General features: G+C 43.5%; 17 protein-coding genes. 8 read left to right on the forward strand and 9 right to left on the reverse strand.

Annotated elements, in window-relative coordinates; translation table 11 throughout:
• On the forward strand, positions 1 to 1023 hold the full coding sequence (locus tag ACIZ62_RS09680; RefSeq protein WP_111886863.1) for a branched-chain amino acid aminotransferase: 1023 nt from the start codon (positions 1 to 3) through the stop codon (positions 1021 to 1023).
• Positions 1024 to 1085: 62 nt separating this feature from the next.
• Here the strand turns inward: ACIZ62_RS09680 and ACIZ62_RS09685 are convergent, their stop codons facing one another.
• The gene (locus ACIZ62_RS09685) at positions 1086 to 1676 is read right to left on the reverse strand and encodes a flavin reductase family protein (protein ID WP_111886862.1); all 591 of its coding nucleotides are present in this window, start codon (positions 1674 to 1676) and stop codon (positions 1086 to 1088) included.
• A 191-nt stretch (positions 1677 to 1867) separates the two neighbouring features.
• Here ACIZ62_RS09685 and ACIZ62_RS09690 point away from each other — a divergent pair, with 191 nt between their 5' ends.
• Positions 1868 to 2050, forward strand: a complete 183-nt coding sequence (locus ACIZ62_RS09690) for a hypothetical protein (RefSeq protein ID WP_026393241.1) — start codon at positions 1868 to 1870, stop codon at positions 2048 to 2050.
• A gap of 174 nt (positions 2051 to 2224) precedes the next feature.
• Here ACIZ62_RS09690 and ACIZ62_RS09695 read toward each other — a convergent pair whose 3' ends face one another.
• A complete protein-coding gene (locus ACIZ62_RS09695) occupies positions 2225 to 3178 on the reverse strand; it encodes a DMT family transporter (RefSeq protein ID WP_414150043.1) in 954 nt (317 codons plus the stop codon).
• Between the two features lie 111 nt (positions 3179 to 3289).
• On the opposite strand from ACIZ62_RS09695, the gene ACIZ62_RS09700 reads away from it, so the two are divergent.
• Entirely contained in the window at positions 3290 to 4744 is a 1455-nt protein-coding gene (locus ACIZ62_RS09700) for a PLP-dependent aminotransferase family protein (protein ID WP_111886860.1), read from the forward strand.
• A 125-nt stretch (positions 4745 to 4869) separates the two neighbouring features.
• Here the strand turns inward: ACIZ62_RS09700 and budA are convergent, their stop codons facing one another.
• Both budA and yqeC read right to left on the reverse strand, forming a co-directional pair.
• The gene (budA, locus tag ACIZ62_RS09705) at positions 4870 to 5670 is read right to left on the reverse strand and encodes an acetolactate decarboxylase (protein ID WP_414150044.1); all 801 of its coding nucleotides are present in this window, start codon (positions 5668 to 5670) and stop codon (positions 4870 to 4872) included.
• An 82-nt stretch (positions 5671 to 5752) separates the two neighbouring features.
• Positions 5753 to 6481: a selenium cofactor biosynthesis protein YqeC gene (gene yqeC, locus ACIZ62_RS09710; protein WP_414150045.1), complete on the reverse strand. Its 729-nt coding sequence runs from the start codon at positions 6479 to 6481 to the stop codon at positions 5753 to 5755.
• A gap of 281 nt (positions 6482 to 6762) precedes the next feature.
• Here yqeC and ACIZ62_RS09715 point away from each other — a divergent pair, with 281 nt between their 5' ends.
• Positions 6763 to 8244: a carbon starvation protein A gene (locus tag ACIZ62_RS09715; RefSeq protein ID WP_111886857.1), complete on the forward strand. Its 1482-nt coding sequence runs from the start codon at positions 6763 to 6765 to the stop codon at positions 8242 to 8244.
• A gap of 129 nt (positions 8245 to 8373) precedes the next feature.
• On the opposite strand, the gene ACIZ62_RS09720 is transcribed toward ACIZ62_RS09715, so the two are convergent.
• Together ACIZ62_RS09720 and ACIZ62_RS09725 are read right to left on the reverse strand one after the other, a co-directional pair.
• Entirely contained in the window at positions 8374 to 9996 is a 1623-nt protein-coding gene (locus ACIZ62_RS09720; RefSeq protein ID WP_414150046.1) for a diguanylate cyclase, read from the reverse strand.
• Between the two features lie 104 nt (positions 9997 to 10100).
• Positions 10101 to 10619, reverse strand: coding sequence for a V4R domain-containing protein (locus ACIZ62_RS09725; protein WP_111886854.1), 519 nt, complete (start codon positions 10617 to 10619; stop codon positions 10101 to 10103).
• A gap of 268 nt (positions 10620 to 10887) precedes the next feature.
• Here ACIZ62_RS09725 and ACIZ62_RS09730 point away from each other — a divergent pair, with 268 nt between their 5' ends.
• From ACIZ62_RS09730 to ACIZ62_RS09740, 3 genes are all read left to right on the forward strand, one after another.
• The gene (locus ACIZ62_RS09730) at positions 10888 to 11337 is read left to right on the forward strand and encodes a MarR family winged helix-turn-helix transcriptional regulator (protein ID WP_322519266.1); all 450 of its coding nucleotides are present in this window, start codon (positions 10888 to 10890) and stop codon (positions 11335 to 11337) included.
• Positions 11338 to 11418: 81 nt separating this feature from the next.
• Positions 11419 to 12792, forward strand: a complete 1374-nt coding sequence (locus ACIZ62_RS09735) for an MATE family efflux transporter (RefSeq protein WP_111886852.1) — start codon at positions 11419 to 11421, stop codon at positions 12790 to 12792.
• 137 nt (positions 12793 to 12929) lie between these two features.
• The gene (locus tag ACIZ62_RS09740) at positions 12930 to 14132 is read left to right on the forward strand and encodes an acetate/propionate family kinase (protein ID WP_111886851.1); all 1203 of its coding nucleotides are present in this window, start codon (positions 12930 to 12932) and stop codon (positions 14130 to 14132) included.
• Between the two features lie 40 nt (positions 14133 to 14172).
• On the opposite strand, the gene ACIZ62_RS09745 is transcribed toward ACIZ62_RS09740, so the two are convergent.
• Together ACIZ62_RS09745 and ACIZ62_RS09750 are read right to left on the reverse strand one after the other, a co-directional pair.
• Positions 14173 to 15774: a dicarboxylate/amino acid:cation symporter gene (locus ACIZ62_RS09745; RefSeq protein ID WP_111886850.1), complete on the reverse strand. Its 1602-nt coding sequence runs from the start codon at positions 15772 to 15774 to the stop codon at positions 14173 to 14175.
• Positions 15775 to 15985: 211 nt separating this feature from the next.
• Positions 15986 to 16420 (reverse strand): VOC family protein, encoded by a 435-nt coding sequence (locus tag ACIZ62_RS09750; protein WP_111886849.1) that lies wholly within the window; start codon positions 16418 to 16420, stop codon positions 15986 to 15988.
• A gap of 289 nt (positions 16421 to 16709) precedes the next feature.
• Here ACIZ62_RS09750 and ACIZ62_RS09755 point away from each other — a divergent pair, with 289 nt between their 5' ends.
• Complete coding sequence (locus tag ACIZ62_RS09755; RefSeq protein WP_111886848.1) at positions 16710 to 17663, forward strand: calcium/sodium antiporter; 954 nt, start codon at positions 16710 to 16712, stop codon at positions 17661 to 17663.
• A gap of 49 nt (positions 17664 to 17712) precedes the next feature.
• On the opposite strand, the gene ACIZ62_RS09760 is transcribed toward ACIZ62_RS09755, so the two are convergent.
• Positions 17713 to 19167, reverse strand: coding sequence for a helix-turn-helix domain-containing protein (locus ACIZ62_RS09760; protein WP_111886847.1), 1455 nt, complete (start codon positions 19165 to 19167; stop codon positions 17713 to 17715).
• Positions 19168 to 19170 lie beyond the last annotated feature (3 nt).

Raw genomic sequence — 19170 nt, forward strand, 5'->3', positions numbered from 1 at the left:
ATGACTAAAAAAGCAGCAATTAATTGGGATCAATTGGGATTTGACTATATAAAAACAGATTATCGATATCTGTCTTTCTGGAAAGATGATCAATGGGATGGCGGAACTCTGACCGAGGACAATGTCCTGCACCTGGGCGAAGCTGCCCCCTGTTTGCACTACGGGCAGCAATGCTTTGAAGGACTGAAAGCCTATCGGACGAAAAACGGGGACATCCAGTTATTCAGGATTGACCAGAATGCCCGGCGACTACAGGATTCCTGCGATCGGCTATTAATGCCAACAATTTCTGAAGAAACGTTTATCAAAGCATGTGTGGATGTAGTCAAGGCCAATGAAGCCTATATTCCGCCTTACGGCACCGGCGGTTCGCTATATATCCGTCCGATGATGATTGGGGTAGGCAACAGCGTGGCGGTCAAACCGGCCAATGAATATATCTTCACAGTTTTTTGTATGCCGGTGGGTGCTTATTTCAAGGGTGGCCTAACGCCGGTTAATTTTATGGTCTCCGACTATGATCGGGCTGCCAGTAACGGCACCGGCCAACAAAAGGTTGGTGGCAACTATGCGGCCTCGATGCTGGCTCACCAAATTGCCGTTGAAAAAGGCTATGCGGATTGCATTTATCTGGATCCCACTACCCACACCAAAATTGAAGAAGTCGGAGCCGCCAATTTCTTTGGCATCACCAAAGACAACCGTTTTGTCACCCCCGCTTCCCCCTCCATCTTACCCAGCATCACCAAATATTCCCTGCTTTATCTGGCTGAACATGTTTTGGGAATGGCAGTCTCGGAAGAAGATGTTTTTATTGATGAGCTTGATCAGTTTACCGAAGCTGGCGCCTGTGGTACCGCAGCCGTGATAACCCCCATCGGCGGTATTTTTCATCACAACCGGCTACACATTTTTTACAGCGAATCCGAAGTGGGCCCAGTAACCAAAAAACTCTACGATACCCTCACCGCCATCCAACTCGGCGATCTGGCCGGTCCGGAAGGCTGGATTACCAAGCTATAACTGTCTTGTCATTAATTATTTCCAAAAGAAAAACGATGGATTTATTCCCCATCGTTTTTGCTTTATTTTTGCTGAACAGGCCGTTTCTTCTTTTTCTTTTTGCGGATCGAATACCCGAAGCTGCCAACCTTCTCTCCCAGCCCAAAGTATTCGCCATGAACGTAGGCTAATAGATTGGCTTGATCCAAATGAAGTTTACCGTTGGCGTCAATTAGAGTGTCAGCCACATGAACTGCTAGAATCTCGGCCATAAACAGATCATGAGTACCCAGTGGGATAATTTCTTTGACCCGACATTCCATACTCAAGGGACTGGCTACCAGCATCGGACACTTCACCATATCACCGGGAACTGACGCCAGCGCCAGCAATTCGAATTTATTCATCTCCCGGCCAGAGCGCACCCCACAGAAATCGACTGCTTTCACCAGCTCCACTGTGGACAGATTGATAGTGAACTCCCGGGTTTTTGTGATAATCTCGTAGGATAAACGGCTGGGCCGTAGTGAAATATAAGTCATTGGCGGTTTGGTATTGAGAATCCCAGTCCATCCCACGGTTAAGATATTTGCTAACGCGTCCTCGCCACAAGTTACCAGGACTGGAGGAACCGGTGCCAGCAACACGGATCCTGGCCATTTTGTTTTACTCATTGCGTTTTCTCCTTTGTTTGCGATAAAACCATTATATCAGTTATGCGATGATAATTACAGAAAATCGTCACCAACTTGGCCATCACTACCGTTAAAAAAATTCAATTAGATGATTTAAACACAATTTTTCTTGCAATTTTTGAGATAAGCCGATAGTATTATAGTTAGAATAGACAGTGGACAGGAGAACTATGAAAACAGAATTATTATTTCTAATTAAGCGCCTATGTGATCTTGAAGAAGAATTCATGGAGCTGACTGAAGAAGAAAAAGAAATTGTCGTAACCACCGCCGAAAGTATGACCGGGAGTCTGGTCTTTTTATTGGAAGCGCTTGAAGATTACTCCATGAGCGGTTTTTATGACGAAGATTGAAGCCAATTGAAAAAAACAAATAAGGAGGTAGTTCGATGAAAGTAGCCGCTTTTGTATCCAGCATGGTTGCCCTTTTACTGGGAGCCGCAGCCCTGACCTTAAGCATTATTGCCGTTTCAAAAACTGCCCGTTAGTGGCAAAAGAGCAACGCTTCTCAGTGTTGCTCTTTTTTTATCATTCTATTTCGATACTTTTAGTCTTTATTTTTTTTATCTTTTTGCAATTAATTTCTGTATGAATGACTGGAGACTTTTTTGTTGCAATGAGAATGCCGCACACAATCAGACTCATCCCCAGCAAATGACTGAGCTGTATTTTTTCATTAAGCAGGATAGCGGCCAAGATAATACTACTGACCGGAACTACACTGGTGAAGATGGCCGCGTTACTGGCCGTTACCTTTTCAATCCCTTGAAACCACAGGACATAAGAAATAAATGAAACAAAGACACCATAATAACAAATACACAAAATAGTTTGTAGCGACATTTTTGCAAATGGAAAGTCCCAGGCATCATGAATCGCAAAGGGTAATAAGCAGATAAATGCCATCGCCGCCACAAGTGTCGTCCGGTACACCGGGGACATTCGGATGCACTTTATTTTACTGAGCACCGAAAATAATCCTTCGCCAATCACTGCGATCAAAATCAGAAAATTCCCCAATACCGAACTGTCAAGAGCCCCTTCTTTAAAATACGTGTAAAGATTGATGCATAACAAACCGACAATGACCAAAGCCAGCCCGATCGCGTTGTTTTTTGAGATGGTCTCTTTTAGTAAAAAGAATGCCAGAATCACAACAATGGCTGGTCCCGAGCTTGAAATCAAGCCGCTGTTGGCGGCGGATGTCAGCTGCAATCCCCAGAAAATGAAGACCCGGTAGAGGACAATCCCAGCCAGAGCCTGACCCAACAGAACGCCAACAGTTTTTATATCCAACTGATGGTGCTCTTTTTTGATAACAAAGGTGACGATCAACAAAAAAATCAAACCAATCAGGATCCCCAATTCAGTGGCCAAGAATACCGGAACACTTGTCACCATCATTTTACTTACCACAACCGCGCTGCCGGCGATAAACATCGCCAATGTTAAATCCATATAGGCTCTAAGTTTTTTCCGCATAATAACCCTCTTTTCTAATCGATATACTTATGATAAAATCTTACCTGATAGATGTGGTTTGTAAAGAACCACTTAAACGTTTTTTTTGCAAACCACTTTAGGAGGAGCACGATGTGGATTAATATCGACAAAAATAGTAACACGCCCTTGATACGGCAGCTCTATAATCAGATCAAACACCTGATTTTAGACGGCCAGCTTGCCGCAGATGAGAAGCTGCCATCAACCAGAAAACTGGCCATGAATCTGGGGATATCCCGAAGTACCGTTCTGGATGCCTACAATCAATTGATTGCCGAGGGCTACTTACAAGGAAATCATGGCTCCGGTACGGTGGTCTCCGGCGGTATTGATATTTTTTTTATCCCTCTTAAAAAGCCTGATAAAAAACATGATTTATCCGTTACACTAAAAAAAGAACCAGAAACCATGGTCATTGATTTCCAGTCCGGCGTTATTGATTCGTCACTGTTCCCATTGCGACAGTGGAAGAAAGCCTACCAGCGCAGCTTTGATCAGATATCCGAAACGGCTTTTTATTATCATCCCTGTGCTGGTGTGCTTAAATTGCGCCGGACGATTGCCGATTATTTGCTGCGAACCCGAGGACTCCATTGTCAACCGGACAACATTGTGATTGTTTCTGGTGCAACACAGGGCCTTGCGCTGATATCAGCTTTATTTCATGATCAGCAGCAATCTGTACTGATTGAAGACCCTACCCATCCCGGATTGCGAAAAATTATTGAGCGCTCAAAACTAAGTCTAATTGGAATTCCGGTCGATGACCGTGGCATGGTGACAGATTTAATCACCCCTTTTTTATCCCCAGCTTTTATCTATACGACCCCCTCCCATCAATACCCTCTCGGTGGCATCCTCCCGATCCAACGCCGTCAGAAACTTATCCAGTATGCCATTGCACATGATGCTTATCTGCTTGAAGATGACTATGACAGCGAGTTCCGCTTTGAAGGACAACCGGTGTCATCACTCTATGAGCTAAATCCTGACCGGGTTATCTATCTTGGGACCTTGAGTAAAATCCTCACCCCGGCCATTCGTCTGGGTTATCTTATTCTCCCGGATAAACTCATTGAACCCTATCTGGAACTAAAAAAATATTCAGATGTCCATAGTGAAGCCTTTACCCAATACGCTTTGTCCGAGTTTATTGAAAATGGCGAGCTGGAAAAGCATATCTGGAAGATGAAAAAAATCTATACAAAAAAAAGACAGCACCTGATTGCTGAACTATCCCGCTGCTATCCTAATGATTTCGAAATAAAAGGTCATGCCGCTGGTCTTCACATGGTCGTTCATTTTAACGGTGTTGTTTTTGATGACACGCTGATCAATCACATCAATTCTCAGCAAGTCCGGGTCTATCCGATTGCAAACTATGTTTTTGGAAATAAGGCGGCCTACACCAGCGATATCCTTCTCGGTTATGCGCATTTAAGCTTTGCCGAAATCTCCATGGGCATCACCCGGCTCTGTTGTGCACTTTTGAATCTCGAACACAAAAAAGACACTCCCATGAGTGTCGAATCAAATAAAAAATAACCCAGTACCGGAAATTGTTACATCATGTTGTGACCAAGGGGTCAGACCCTACGCATCGGGGCGGACAACAGATTAACAATTAATCGGTACGGTAATTTAACCTTAACAAATTCATTGGAAACTGGTTATTTTTCCACCGCATCGATGGCAGATTCCGCATCGTCAACAGTTCCTTCTGGACTGGTTGGAGACAGCGTCATGAAAAAACCGTCGGTCTGATCCATAAAGGCCTTGGCGCTGTCGAAGCTGACATCCAGCAGATGCCCGCCTTTGCTGCGGTCATCAGAAATAAAATGAAAATGATAGCCTTTCACATTTAAGTCGCCGATGTCTTCCGGGCACCACAAGCCCACCAGGGTTCCGGAAATCTTTTGATAGTCAAAGATGGATTGATTTTTCACAGCCTCGGAAAGAACCGGATAAGGTTTTTGCTGACTGGGAACCGAACGGGCTTTAACGGTGTTGAAGGTGCCATCAATCCGGAACACATAAAAGGACGCCGGATCGGTCATCAGTTTGTCCAGTTCCTGTTCGAGGGCGTCCAGACTGGCGGTTTTTTCTAATGATTTAGTCACATCCTCATTAAAATAAGTGACGGCGGCAAAGGGGGTCGTATCGGTATCCGGGACTTCCACCACTTCGCCGCTGGCTTTGACCTTGTAGATTGTGTTCTCAATCATCACCAGCTCGCCGTCTAAGGCATCAAAGGTACCAATTCCGACATCTCCATGCTGCTTCAATTCGCCAAAGCTCATAAAACCATCGTAATTCCCGGCCAGCAGGGAATTAATGGTTGATGCCTGGAAGAGGGTTTCCTCTTTTGAAGCGACAGCGTCACTACTAGTGCTAGTGGTTGTCCCGGCACAGCCCCCCAGCGTAACCACGCAGAGTACCGATAAAACAATTGCGGTAAATTTTATTTTCATATTAGCTCCTTCATTTATTTAATTTCTGCCACGGGCTTCGCCGCCGGTTTGTTGGCGCGACAACAAAGTTTTTGCTCGATGTTTATTTAGCTTGCTCAATCCAACCCTCTTTGAGGGAACCCAGCAGACAATAGTCAAACAAGCTTGCCCCGATTTTTGCGATGATCTGGGCATTTTTCAGGTTTTCTCCTTCAGCTTTGTTGATAAAAAGAATCCGGGTAGCATTTTTATCCAGGGTATTGTTTAGTTTATTGTGAATAAAATTCTCAAGCGTCTGCTGTAAAACGTCTTCATCAAAAATAATTTGATCATTTCCAAACAATTCTGATCGATGAAAGGTCGCTTCGTCAATTTTTTTAAATAGAATCTCGGCTCCCATGACGTGAATCAGCTTGGTAGTAATTTTCGGAATTGATGGCTCGTAGTCGTTATAGAATTTATAAGGCTTTCGTTTTGACCCGTCTCCTTCGTTAATGATAACTAACGGCACGATCGCCTCTTTTAAAGTGATCAGCTCTGTTTCGGAAAAGCCTGAAATTTTCTGTCCATTCACCCTTTCTTTGCCAATAATCCATTCCCGTTTAGGGTCTTTCGCGATTGCTTCAATCACCTCCGCCAGTTTTTCGCGGATCAGACACTGTTGCTCGGGCACATCGGCAATACAAATTTTTGCGGTTGTCGTCATCACATGGTGTACATCTCTGGCAGCTAGTTCTTTGCTGATTTCAAACATCAGCGAGGTTTTCCCGCCACCTCCAGTAATTGTAATCACATCATTCTCGGTAATGTTTAAATTGCCGATAAGTTCCATCACTATTCTCCATTCCATTATGTATCGATATTTAAAAAGACCACAAGTTTTGTAATCAATTTCCCGGTATCGTTTCAGATAGTTAAATTTTACACTGCAATTTTCTTAGGCGCAATGATAATTATCAGTTATTACTCCATCTTAATAGTTATGAACTCAAAAATAATCGGGGCTTCCGGATCTGCATTGACACCTGTTTTAAGCAATGATAAAATCAATCAGCGATTGTGATCAAGGCTTTTTTGTCTTATAAAAGCACGATCCACCACAAAGGAGGCATAATGATTACATTTATTATCGGACTATTTATTCTAATTCTGGGCGGTTTTTTCTACGGCAAGCTAATAGATCGGGTATTTGCCCCAGATGATCGGGCAACCCCAGCCATTAGTCAGGCCGATGGCGTCGATTTTGTCGTTATGCCCAAATGGAAAAACCAGTTAATCGAGTTGCTGAATATTGCCGGTACCGGGCCGGTACTGGGACCAATTCAGGGAATTCTATTTGGTCCGCTGGCGTTTATTACCATCCCAATCGGCTGCGTGCTAGCCGGCGCGGCTCATGATTATCTTAACGGAATGATCTCGATCCGAAACGGTGGTGCTCAAATGCCCCGGATGATTGGCCAGTATCTGGGTACCAAGATTAAGCGCTTTTATACCCTGGTGTTATGGTTACTGCTTTTTCTAGTCGGCGACGTTTTTATCTATACTCCTGGCGATCTGATTACCAAAGATATCCTAAAGCAAGATGCCAGCCCCCAGAGCTTAACCGTCTGGATCGTTTATGGTGGTATCTTCGTGTATTATATAATTGCTGCTTTTTTCCCGATCGATAAGATAATCGGCCGGGTCTATCCGATTTTTGGTGCCTTTTTAATTCTCTCAGCAATTGGAATTTTTATCGGGGTTTTAAAAAATGGTGGGGTTAATCTCGTAAACCTGTCCTGGGAAACATTACCCCAGCACCCCCTCGGTCAGAAATTTGTTCCGGTCTTCTTTATCACGGTCGCCTGCGGGATCCTTTCCGGTTTCCATGGTACGCAATCGACCCTTATTTCGCGGACGATGAGCAAAGAAAAAGAGGGTCGCGGGACCTTTTACAATATGATGATTGTGGAAGGATTTATCGCCATGTGCTGGGCAGCCGGAGCGATGATTCTCTTTAATCAGGGTGTCGATTTAACTACCGGAGCGACCGCCATGGTCAGCCTGATCTCGCAACAATTTTTGGGACCGATCGGTGCCTATTTTGCTATCCTTGGGGTCATTGTATTGCCAATTACTTCCGGGGATACCGCTTTTCGTTCATTGCGGCTGATGATGGCAGAAACCTTCAACATCGATCAGACCAACCTTAAAAAACGCTTACTAACCACCCAGATCATCTTTATCCCTGCAATCGTCATTCTCGTGTTTGCCAAAACCGCTCCCAATGGTTTTAACCTGCTCTGGCAGTATTTTGGTTTTACCAATCAGTTTGTGGCCATTTTCGCATTGGCGATGGCAGCAGTCTATTTGATGAGCAAGCAAAAATTTGTCTGGATTGCCCTGATCCCGGGAATGTTTTACACCTTTATCGTGATCAGTTATATTTGTCATGCCCCCATCGGTCTGGGTCTTGAACCCCGACTTGGCCCTATTATTGGCATTGACCCCAACAGTTATATCCTTTCCTATGCAATTGGTGCCGCTGCTGCCATCTTCTATATGGTGTTTGTCTTAAAACAGGGCCGGCGGGATCCTAACACTCCTCAACTTTAATAGCTGATTAAATTTTTAAAAACCCTATTTCGACAAAATCCCATCATCATCGATTTTGATAGTGATGGGATTTTTTATTTATTTGCTGAATAATCCAATTCCTGAAGTTTGACATACCAGATAACCTAGCTACATCACTTCAACCCGATTACGACCGTTTTCCTTAGCCTGATATAAGGCCGTATCAGCCTGGGAAACAATCGTTTCCGGAGAACTGTCCGTTTTAAACGCCGAAACTCCGAGACTAATCGTTACCTGACCAGCCGTTGTAAAGGGATACTTCTCAACCGCTTTACGCAAATGCTCAGCCAACACCACGGCCTCAGTGACATGCGTATCCGGCAGAATGATTAGAAACTCTTCACCACCCCAACGCCCCACTACATCCCGGTTGCGGACATTTTCATTTAGGACTGCTACCAATTCAATCAGGACCCGGTCCCCGACCTGATGACCATAGGTATCATTGACCAGCTTGAAATGATCAACATCCAAGATGATAATGGCAAACGGCGATAAGCTGGTTTTTGACCATTCAAATTGTTGTTCCAGGGTTTCATCCAGTTTTAAGCGATTAAAACTTTGTGTCAGCTTATCAGTGATGGACAGTCGCCGGATTTCTTTTTCCATCAGCTTCCTTTCACTAATATCCCGACTTACCCCTAACATACCAATAAATCGACCATCTTCATTGTAGATACCAGATACCGTAGCCTCAGTCCAAACCGTTGAACCATCTTTACAAGGTTGTTCCAGCTCTCCCCGAAACACTTGAAAAGGCAGGTTCTTCTCAACAGACTCAACCGCTCTCGCCAGACCCTCATGCATCTGAATCAGAGATCCCGGGCACAGGACTTCTTCTTGAGACTGGGTCATGACCTCTTCAACCGTGTACCCTCGGAGCTTTTCCACTGATGGGCTAATATAAGTGAAACGCCCTTCCAGATCCATGGTCCAGATAACATCCGCGGCATTGTCAGCCAGCAGTCGATGGCGTTCTTCACTCTGCTGCAGTTTTGCTTCTATTGCTTTGAGCTCAGTAATATCACGGATCACGCTGAGGGTATGGGGAATACTATCAATGAAAATTTTTTTTGATGATATCAGGCCAATATGTTCTTCATTGTCTTTTCCATAAAAAGAGAACTCCAGATTTTCAACAAAACCATCCGTTTCAAGTTTCTTTATGAAGGATTCACGTTGACTATGATCACTATAAAGATCACAGATATTAAATGAACCGACTGTTAAATCTTCATCGGTAAATTTAGTGGCTTCCATAAAGGCGTGGTTATATGCCATCAAAGTGCCATCGTCGATTTTTGTAATTATGGTTGCATCCGGGATCGCCTGAAATACCATTTCAAAATGGGAGCGCGCTTCTTCCAATTCACGGATAGAAGACTCCAGTTTTTCTGCCATTCTGTTGAAGGCATCCGAAAAGTCGCCTAGAAAATGAACCCGCTGAGAAAAATCCCCCGAGGCAATCGTTTTTGTTATCCAGGTCAGGTTCCGTAGGGAGGCCTGCAGATTTTTAATTGCCCCCACTACATATCCCTTACCTTTTATATCATGTGACAGATTCCCGTTTCCCAATTCTGCCGATGCGGCTCTGATTGTTTTAATGGTTTGATCAACCTCTAAGAAGGTATCATCACTACAGATATTTTCAGGAGGAACCGCTTCGACCCGAAGGTCATTAAGCGCGGCTTTAAAGTACTCTAAAATTGAGCTTGCGTCTTTACTGATCATATCTGTTTTGTTAGCTCCCTTCTGTTAAGGCTGTCAGGTTATTGGATTTTTTAAATGTCAAACAATTATTGTCGAGCAGCCATAAATTCGGGTTTATTTCCCCACTATTGATTGACTGCTCTGGCACTAAAACGGCAGGTTCGATCCCCGGTACACCAGCAATCAATCTCTTTGACAATGAAGGGTTTGCCAGAATAATTTTCCAGCAGGGCCGAAATAAAACCTTCATCATAGGTGCAAATTTCATAACCTTGCTCAGGCAATCCGGAACAATCCAGATCTTCGGAAACTGTCAAAATTAATTCACCTTTTTCCATATCCGCTTGTTCGACTCGGAGAATGCCCATGCCGAGCTCTCTCAGAACCGCTTTTAATTGATTGACAAAATTATTGAGATCATCGGTTTTCGTAATCATATGCTGATAGAATGCGCTTCCTGCCAGCTGTCCGGCTTCATAAAATATTTTATCAGTTTCTTCTTTGCCAACATGTTTTTCGATGATATCTCTGAATGTGAATTGCATCAGTCGATATACCTCAATCCGGGTGGTGTTGCCCAAGTTCGGACGTCCTTTTTCAATATCACCCAGCAGATCCCAAGAAAACGCGTATTTTCTTTCCATTGATAATTCCCTCTCACTCCTGGTACTTGTTTGCATAATTTATTTTTTCGCCAAAGATATGTAATTTTATTGTTTTATTTTACCACGTCGACCCGGGGGATTGTCAAGCTGGTTTAATTGGCATAACCGCGATATTATCAACGAAGTATTTTTTATCTTAAAGATAATATAGACCGTAATATTTCTGAAAACGATTCTTACAAAAGTTGACTTGACAATTAAAAATTCTTTAGATAAAATAGATAGCATGCTAAGTATTGGAGAAATGATGAGACGAGAAACCTTTAATTTTGGACGATCAGTGAAACAATTGAGCAACATTATGGAAATGCGATTCAATCAATCTTTGAAGCAATGGGATCTGACCTCATCCCAGTTTTCCGTAGTTATGTACCTGCTGCACAATCAGGATCAGGAAATTAACCAGAAGATGATCGAAGAAGCCTTCCTTCTTAAAGGACCCACGGTTACTGGCATTGTTAAGCGACTGGTTGAAAAAGATTTCATCCTGAGACGACTAGATCCCCAGGATCGACGAATTAATTATCTGGAGCTGACCAAAAAAGGACAAGCTTTGGAGCCACTGGTGTGTAAAGAAATCACCCGCCTGGAAACCGATACCCTCAGGGGGATTTCCGCCGAGCATTTAGACCTGCTGGAAGAGCTCCTGATTCAGGTCCTAAAAAACATCACCACCCCCACTGCTGATCAGGACTAAAGTCAAATTAACGACCTGACACACAAGCACTAAAATTTACGGTGATCTAGATCACTGTGATTCAACGAAAGGAATTATTTTATGAAGAACGATTTATTTGAAAAGTACCCTATTCCTAAAGCGGTATTAACACTAGCCATACCCACCATGCTGAGTATGCTGGTGACTATTATCTACAACATGGCTGACACTTTTTTTGTAGGACAAACCGGAGATGCCAATCAAGTTGCAGCTGTCTCTCTGACCATGCCAATTTTTTTCTTGCTGATGGCCTTTGGTAATATTTTTGGCATCGGTGGTGGATCCTATATCTCCCGACTTTTGGGAGAACGTAAAATTAGTGATATTAAACACACTTCTGCCTTTAGTTTTTACGGTTCAATTACCCTGGGTTTAATTGGAATGGCAGCTTTCCTTTTGTTTATGGATCCCGTTCTTAGAATTGCTGGCGCGAGCGATAACACCATTGGCTTTGCCAAAGGATATCTGACAATTATCGCCTATGGAGCAGTTGCCATCTGTCTGCAGAATTCTCTGGCCCAGATTGTCCGTTCGGTCGGCGCGGCCAAAGAGTCAATGATTGGGATGATGATCGGGACCGTCATTAATATCATTCTGGATCCGATTATGATTTTATCTCTGAATATGGGCGTTGTCGGGGCTGCCTGGGCGACAATAATTGGAAATGCCTGCGCGGTTATTTATTTTATTTATTATATCTTTAAACATAGTGATGTATTGTCTATAGCTCCTGGTGATTTCCGAATGGAAGGTGCCATCGCCAAAAACACCTTTGCCATTGGACTTCCAGCCTCGATCAATAATATTCTGATGAGTTTTTCGATGATGATTCTGAATAATTTTGCATCATCTTATGGAGATATTGTCATTGCCGCTTTTGGCGTTTCCAGCCGGGTCTTTTCGATCGTGGTCATGTTGGCGCTGGGTCTTGCCATGGGTATACAACCCTTTATCGGCTATAATTATGCTCAACAAAATTACAAACGAATGAACGATGCGATTAAATTTGCTGCGGTTATTGGGATGATCATGGGAGCTGTGGTCATGGTCGTCACGATGATTTTCAATACTGAAATAGTTTCTTTTTTCATCAATGATCCGGCCGTTGTTGAAATCGGAGCTTATATCCTGGTGATCCAAATGCTGGTCAGTCCCTTTCTTGGCCTCCAGTTTATTGTCACCACGGTATATCAGTCGCTGGGTAAAGCCATACCTTCCCTAATTCTGACAGTTAGCCGACAGGGATTGGCGTTTATCCCGATTCTAATTATCGGATCGGCTCTATTTCAACTCCAGGGCGTCATCTGGGCCCAACCTCTGGCAGACGTCTTTTCGATTATCCTGGCGGTTTCCATGTACATCGTCACCTACCGAAAACTACAAGCCAGTAAAAAAGAACCCGTCACCCTGGCTATGGAAGACGGACTGGTCTGAAAATAACACAAAAGCATCCTTATAACACGGGATGCTTTTTTTATTATTTTTAACCATTTTTTTAGCAAAAAATGAGTGGATTAACATCACTAATTGGGGTATAACAGCTGTATAAAATATATAAGGGGGTTATACCCATGATTATTCTTGTATTGAATTGTGGAAGTTCTTCGGTGAAATTTCAGATTTGTCGAATGCCAGAATATCAGGTTCTGGTTAAAGGGTCCATCAGCAAGATCGGCTACTCTGATGCAGCATTCAAATTACAAATCAAAGATCATGTCCAAATCCTGGAAACATTACCTATTTACGATCACAAAAGCGGTATCAATCTAATTCTAAGCACCTTAACAATCAGGGAAAAGTCATTAGGATTTGTTCTCACTGATCTCGCTGCCATCGGTCATCGGATAGTTCAGGGCGGTGAACAATGCAACGATTCCCTTCTCATTACGCCAGCCATCATTGATTATATCGAAAGCATTAAAGAACTGGCGCCGCTACACAACCCCCATCACCTGGCTGGTATTGATGCCTGTGCCAAACTGCTGCCCGACATTCCCCAAATCGCAGCTTTTGATAATGGTTTTCACATGACCCTGCCCCGCCATGCCTATTTGTACGCCCTACCTCTGGAGCTCACTGAAAAACATAAAATTCGGCGCTATGGGTTTCATGGGATCGCTTTTCGGAGCATGGTTGCCCAGGCGCAAAAATTTCTGCCAAATGGTTATGAAGCCTATCGAATTGTCAACATGATGCTAGGCAGCGGAACCACCGCCAATGCGGTTTACTATGGAAAATCAATCGATGTGAGTACTGGCTTCACACCGCAGGAAGGCTTGATCCAATCTACCCGAGCAGGCGATATGGATGCTGCCGCATTACTTTATTTGATGAAGAAGGAGAATCTGACCTTGAGTGATGCCGACACCCTGATTAACAAAAAGAGCGGCTGGCTGGGCTTATCCGGGATGGGAAATGATATGCGCGAAATATATGAGGCCTCTTTAAATGGAAACCAGCGGGCCATCGATACCATTGCCACTGTCTGTCACCGCTTCCGAAAATATATTGGGGCGTATGCGGCTGAAATGGGCGGTCTCGATCTGCTGCTCTTTTCTGGTGGCGTCGGGGAAAATGCCTGGTATATCCGGGAAGCCGTCTGCACTGGGCTTGAATTTATGGGGATCGCGTTGGACCCACAAAAAAATCGGGATCTATCGGGTGAAGGGGTGATTAGTACGACAGATACTGCCGTTCAGATCCTGGTAGTCAGTGCCAACGAAGAACAGATTATTGCCGAGGACACCTTTGACATCCTCGGCCATAGTGATTAATTGACTAAATAACTGGCGAGTATGAACCTTTATCGGATACTCATGGTTTTTTTGTCTCACTGGCTCGCAGCCGATGTTCGGTGTGAACCATCCCGATATTGGTGGTCATGACGTTACCAGTAGTGGCCGGGTAGTCCATAAAGATGGCAATGGTCACGGCCAGGGCCAATCCTTCCAGTGGAATCCCCAGTAGATTGAACACAATCGTAAAGAGAAAGGCGCCCATACCCGGAGATGGCGGAACTGCTACTGAAAGAATCATGCACAAAATCACCACCGGAATCATATCTGGTAATGAAAAAGCGATGCCATAAATATTCCCTACAAATAAAGAAGTAAGCAACAGCATTGGAATGGCATCCTGCTTATTAAACAGGACTCCCACCGGAATGGAAAAATGCACCACGTAATCCCGGATTTTTTGTTTATTCAGCGCTGTAGAGGTATGGCTTACAAATGTGGCACTAGAACTTGCGGTCGATAAGGCAATCAGCAAAAATGGCGCAGTCGATTTCAAATAAGCCAGAGGACTGGTTTTTTCATAAAAAGCCAGGCTCAATAGCATGGCCAAATCGATAAACAGGTAGGTACCGAGAATCAGAGCAATCAGCCGAAAAGCCCCCAGCAAAGCAGCGCCTTCTCCAGAGATCATCATGTTCAGGATGCTGATAAAGACCACTCCGGGCATCAGTGCGCAGACTGCATCCAAAATGGTTGAGAAAATCAGATTGGCTTCAGTAATAATCCGGGTGATGGAGGGAAACCGTCCTTTTAAGGTCAGCATGACAATACCGCTAATAATGGCCAGAAAGATAATCTGCAGAGTATTACCGTCGAGAAAGGGCGAAATGATATTGGCGGGAATAATTCCAAAGACCATCGTCCCAATCTGATTCCACAGCTCATTCTGACCACCCTGAGCAGTGGACCCTGTCCCGCCCAGCAAAAATATCTGAGCCATAACCAGAGAAACTGCTGAAGCCAGTAGAATAACTGCCATCGACCAGGTTAGCAATAGCCGGAAAATGCGTTTCATTTGGGCCAGATTATCCATATTAAAGATGCTACCGATAGCTGAGAAGAACAACACCGGAATGACAATGGCGTTAAGAAAACCAAAAAAGGTACTGCTGATTGGAGTCAGAATGTCGCTACCGATCTGTTTGCCCAGATCCGGTGTTACCGCTTGAAGAATAAGCCCCGTAAAAATAGCACTAACCAGGGCAATCGCGGTGGTTAACGCCGGGTTTAGCGGTTTTTGCTTAAGTGTATAGGAGACGTTATTGCAGCCTTTTTCATACGAGTAGGTCACTGCTGACAGGCCGATTAAAATATTTTGTCCGATACGGTTGTATTCAGCTTCCTCATCTACTGATGTTTCTGGTAAGGTCAGCGGGTTTTCCGGATCTCCCCAGTAGTTTAGTGCCAGGGTGATGGTTCTGAATCGTTTCTGAATTGACAATTCAAAACGGGCATTGTCCTGAGCCTTCTCCGCCCAATAAACAATGGCTTCTTCTACAAAGAGCTGGGCTTTCATATTGTCAGTTTTAGGACATTTGTATTTTTGAAGCATTTCCGAAACAAAGGCATTCGCTTGATTAAGGCTCGACAGACGCAGTGGTAATATCTTTTTTATTTCCATGGTTCCCCCTTGTGTTATGTATCTTATGACTGCAGTCTTTAAGAACCATGCCGCTGACTTTTTAAAGCTTTGGATAAAAACCCGCAATTTCGGAAATAGCCAGGGGCTGTCATACAAATAACACAGGATAGACTCTACCCTGTGTTATTTGTATGACAGAAAATTCCTATCTTCAGCAAATGGTAAACATGTTAGTCTAAGATTGCTACTATTATACCACCTGACTCATTCTTCCGTCATCATAATTTAATTGCCAACCCACTCCAAATTTATCGACCAGGGATCCGTATACCTTGCTCCAGAAGGTTTCCTGGAGTTCCATCTCCACCGTACCCCCAACTTTTAATTTATAGTAAAGAATTTTGATCTCATCCAGATCATCACTAAAGATAACCAGGGTCATCTTATCGCCTTGAACATCTTGAGGTTTGGGGGGGATATCCGAAAGTAATACACGTGTTTCATCCGTCTCCAAATCAGCCCGGATCACCACTTTTTCAGATTGATCCAGATCTGCCGCTTCCTGTTTGTTAAGCATTTCACCAAATACGATGATTTCCGGATTATCAGTGCCAAAAACATCCGCATAGAATTCCACAGCCTCCTGACAATTTCCATTAAAACTAATATAGGGTTGTATCTGCATCACTACACTCCTTTTTCTGTTTTGGTGCAAACTGAACGTTTGAGGTTCGCGCCATTATTTTCTGTTTCAATCAATTTTACAGAACCATGACACTCTTTTACATTGTATAGCCCGTATTTTGCATTTTAAACGGTTTCGGGTAATTTTTTTACAACTTTCTGCAAAATAAAATTGACCAGTAGTAAATCTGCTGGTATTGTTATAAGGGCGCAAATGCAATTTTACACTTTATGGTTGAAACAACTTTTATCCTGATTCTGCATCTTGTACTACAAAAGGAGGATTTATTGTGAGTATATTATTTTTAATTATCGGACTGATACTATTAGTTAAAGGCGCCGATTATTTTGTGGAAGGTTCATCCTCCATTGCTAAGCGGTTTAATATCCCCAGTATGGTTATCGGTTTGACTTTGGTGGCCTTTGGTACGAGTTCACCGGAACTCGCTGTCAGTGTTTCTGGTTCTCTTAATCAGACCAATGGAATCGTCTTCGGGAACGTTGTGGGTTCCAATATTGTTAACATCCTTTTTATTCTGGGAATCTCAGCTTTTATCAACCCCATTAGCATCAAGTCAAAAACAATCTTCAAAGAGATGCCCTTTGCAATCCTAACCACCATCGCATTAATGCTGATGGTAATGGATGGCTTGATCAATGGCGCCCCGATCAGTGTGATTTCCCATTCTGAAGGATGGATATTACTGTTATTTTTTGCAATTTATCTTTATTCGATGGTAGAAATTTCTGTTTTGGGCAAGGAAGAATCCGAAGAAGAAATTATTGTACTTCCAGTTCCTAAAAGTGTAATATTCACCATTGGGGGGCTGGTTGCCATTGTTTTTGGAGCGGAACTGGTGGTGGGAGCCGCTAGCGAAATTGCCGCTATCCTGGGTTTATCAGAAACCCTAATTGGTTTAACCGTTGTGGCTATTGGCACCTCACTACCGGAACTGATCACCTCAGTAGTGGCTGCCAAAAAAGGTGAAAATGATATTGCTGTGGGCAATATTGTCGGTTCCGGCATTTTTAATGTGCTTTTTGTCATGGGCATTTCCGGGGTAATTTATCCCATCGATATTGATGTTGCCTACTACACCGATCTCTGGATCTTGCTGGCGGCGATGCTGATTGTGGTGCCGATGATGTACACCTCAAAGAAAATCAGCCGTTTTGAAGGCGTCGTGATGATGCTGGGTTATGTTGGATATACGGCCTTTATCATTATGCGGGCTATTGCCTAGCTATAAACGCCAAAAGCACATGCTTAACGTGTGTGCTTTTGGTGCCAATTTAGAGTCGATCTTCATATTTGTGAATCAGCTGATCCATGGCGGCCACCGTCGTTTCTTTAGGCAATACATAGGGGCTGTCAGGCAGGCTTCTGAAAAAATCATCAAAAGCCGCAACAATATTCTCTTCCTTCAATTTAATGGTTTTAAACACCTGCTGACCAGCTTTTTCATAGTGAAGGATAAGATGCACTAAAGTAGCTTGATTGACAAACTCAACCGCCGAATTAAAAGCAATCTTATCTTCATTAAATGCATATGTTTTCCGAGCATCTACGTGAATATCATCGCGGACCCGTTTTATCAACATTAATCGTTCTGCCGGAGTAAAAGGTTCACAAACCTCCTCGGGAAAGTACATGTTGCCATTCTCCATAAATGCTGCCAGATTTTTTAGCGAGAATATGTTGATCATAGCTCGGTTTTCCTGTTTAAAATAGTCATAAAAACGATTCGTGGCTGTCACTAGCTGTTCATAAAAAGGAAAATCCTTTCGAACCTTATCTGCTACCAACTCATGGGTGGCATAATAAGCAAAACAGGGCAAGGGCTCTACCACCTGACGAATCCGATAAGAGCTGTCCAGTGAGTAAATAGCAAATAAGTCCCGGCTTTCTTCAATAAAAGGCTCAGTTTGCTGAAGGATTGTCACAAAGCCGGTCTGATAAAGTTTGAAAAGCTCCGGATCACGATATCGAATAGCCCGACTGAAATCCCGTGAAACGGTAATCACATCTACTGAGGTCAGGATAAAATAAGGAAAGAGAACATTGATTTCCTGGGTATCCCCGACAGAATGATGATAGTAATTCGAACGATACGTGACATTGTCTAACAGGGTCAGCCCGATCAACGTTTTAAGGGCACCAAGTCCTGGATCTGCAGCAGTTTCTTCACCGGTTTCCGGAAAACTCTGCACATCCTGCAAGGTCAAATGTTTCTGGCTTCCCATCATCTGCTGAAATATATGCTGGTAAACCGCTTCAAAATGGCTGGGAATGGCCAGTTTTAAATGCGGACATTCCCTGCAAAACAGTTCCTGATCGACACTGCTTTCAATCAATGCCAGAACCGGTCCGGTTCCTGATATAATTTGAATTTTTTCCCTTTCATCAGTGGCAGCTTCACACCTAATTTTTATTTCTTTTGAAAAGGAAATCTGGTAGGTGGTTAACTCATAAATAATTGCGATTAGTTCGACTATGTTTTGACGGTTATAATAAGTCCGTTCCCCCACCTGAATAATTTCCAGCAAGGCTTGTAGTTCTTCAACCTCAGCACTTGAAAGGCGTAATACCTTTGAAAGATTGTCAAAAACTTTTTTAGTGGGTAGCCGCTCCCCGGTTTTAATCTGTTGGAGAGTGGTACGGTTTATTTTTCCCATTTCTGCCAGGAATTGAATTGTTTCTCCACTCGCTTCAATCAGTTCCGTTATTTTTTTGCTAAATTGCGTCATGCT

It is taken from the genome of Acetobacterium carbinolicum (assembly GCF_047456275.1).
Lineage (GTDB): Bacteria > Bacillota > Clostridia > Eubacteriales > Eubacteriaceae > Acetobacterium > Acetobacterium carbinolicum.

Excerpts from the sequence above, each read along its gene's own strand:
- ACIZ62_RS09680 (WP_111886863.1), top strand. The coding sequence starts at position 1 with ATGACTAAAAAAGCAGCAATTAATTGGGATCAATTGGGATTTGACTAT.
- ACIZ62_RS09725 (WP_111886854.1), bottom strand. The coding sequence starts at position 10,619 with ATGGAAAGAAAATACGCGTTTTCTTGGGATCTGCTGGGTGATATTGAA.
- budA (WP_414150044.1), bottom strand. The coding sequence starts at position 5,670 with ATGAAAATAAAATTTACCGCAATTGTTTTATCGGTACTCTGCGTGGTT.
- ACIZ62_RS09695 (WP_414150043.1), bottom strand. The coding sequence starts at position 3,178 with ATGCGGAAAAAACTTAGAGCCTATATGGATTTAACATTGGCGATGTTT.
- ACIZ62_RS09745 (WP_111886850.1), bottom strand. The coding sequence starts at position 15,774 with ATGGAAATAAAAAAGATATTACCACTGCGTCTGTCGAGCCTTAATCAA.
- ACIZ62_RS09740 (WP_111886851.1), top strand. The coding sequence starts at position 12,930 with ATGATTATTCTTGTATTGAATTGTGGAAGTTCTTCGGTGAAATTTCAG.
- yqeC (WP_414150045.1), bottom strand. The coding sequence starts at position 6,481 with ATGGAACTTATCGGCAATTTAAACATTACCGAGAATGATGTGATTACA.
- ACIZ62_RS09685 (WP_111886862.1), bottom strand. The coding sequence starts at position 1,676 with ATGAGTAAAACAAAATGGCCAGGATCCGTGTTGCTGGCACCGGTTCCT.
- ACIZ62_RS09730 (WP_322519266.1), top strand. The coding sequence starts at position 10,888 with ATGAGACGAGAAACCTTTAATTTTGGACGATCAGTGAAACAATTGAGC.
- ACIZ62_RS09735 (WP_111886852.1), top strand. The coding sequence starts at position 11,419 with ATGAAGAACGATTTATTTGAAAAGTACCCTATTCCTAAAGCGGTATTA.
- ACIZ62_RS09715 (WP_111886857.1), top strand. The coding sequence starts at position 6,763 with ATGATTACATTTATTATCGGACTATTTATTCTAATTCTGGGCGGTTTT.
- ACIZ62_RS09750 (WP_111886849.1), bottom strand. The coding sequence starts at position 16,420 with ATGCAGATACAACCCTATATTAGTTTTAATGGAAATTGTCAGGAGGCT.
- ACIZ62_RS09700 (WP_111886860.1), top strand. The coding sequence starts at position 3,290 with ATGTGGATTAATATCGACAAAAATAGTAACACGCCCTTGATACGGCAG.
- ACIZ62_RS09720 (WP_414150046.1), bottom strand. The coding sequence starts at position 9,996 with ATGATCAGTAAAGACGCAAGCTCAATTTTAGAGTACTTTAAAGCCGCG.
- ACIZ62_RS09760 (WP_111886847.1), bottom strand. The coding sequence starts at position 19,167 with ATGACGCAATTTAGCAAAAAAATAACGGAACTGATTGAAGCGAGTGGA.
- ACIZ62_RS09690 (WP_026393241.1), top strand. The coding sequence starts at position 1,868 with ATGAAAACAGAATTATTATTTCTAATTAAGCGCCTATGTGATCTTGAA.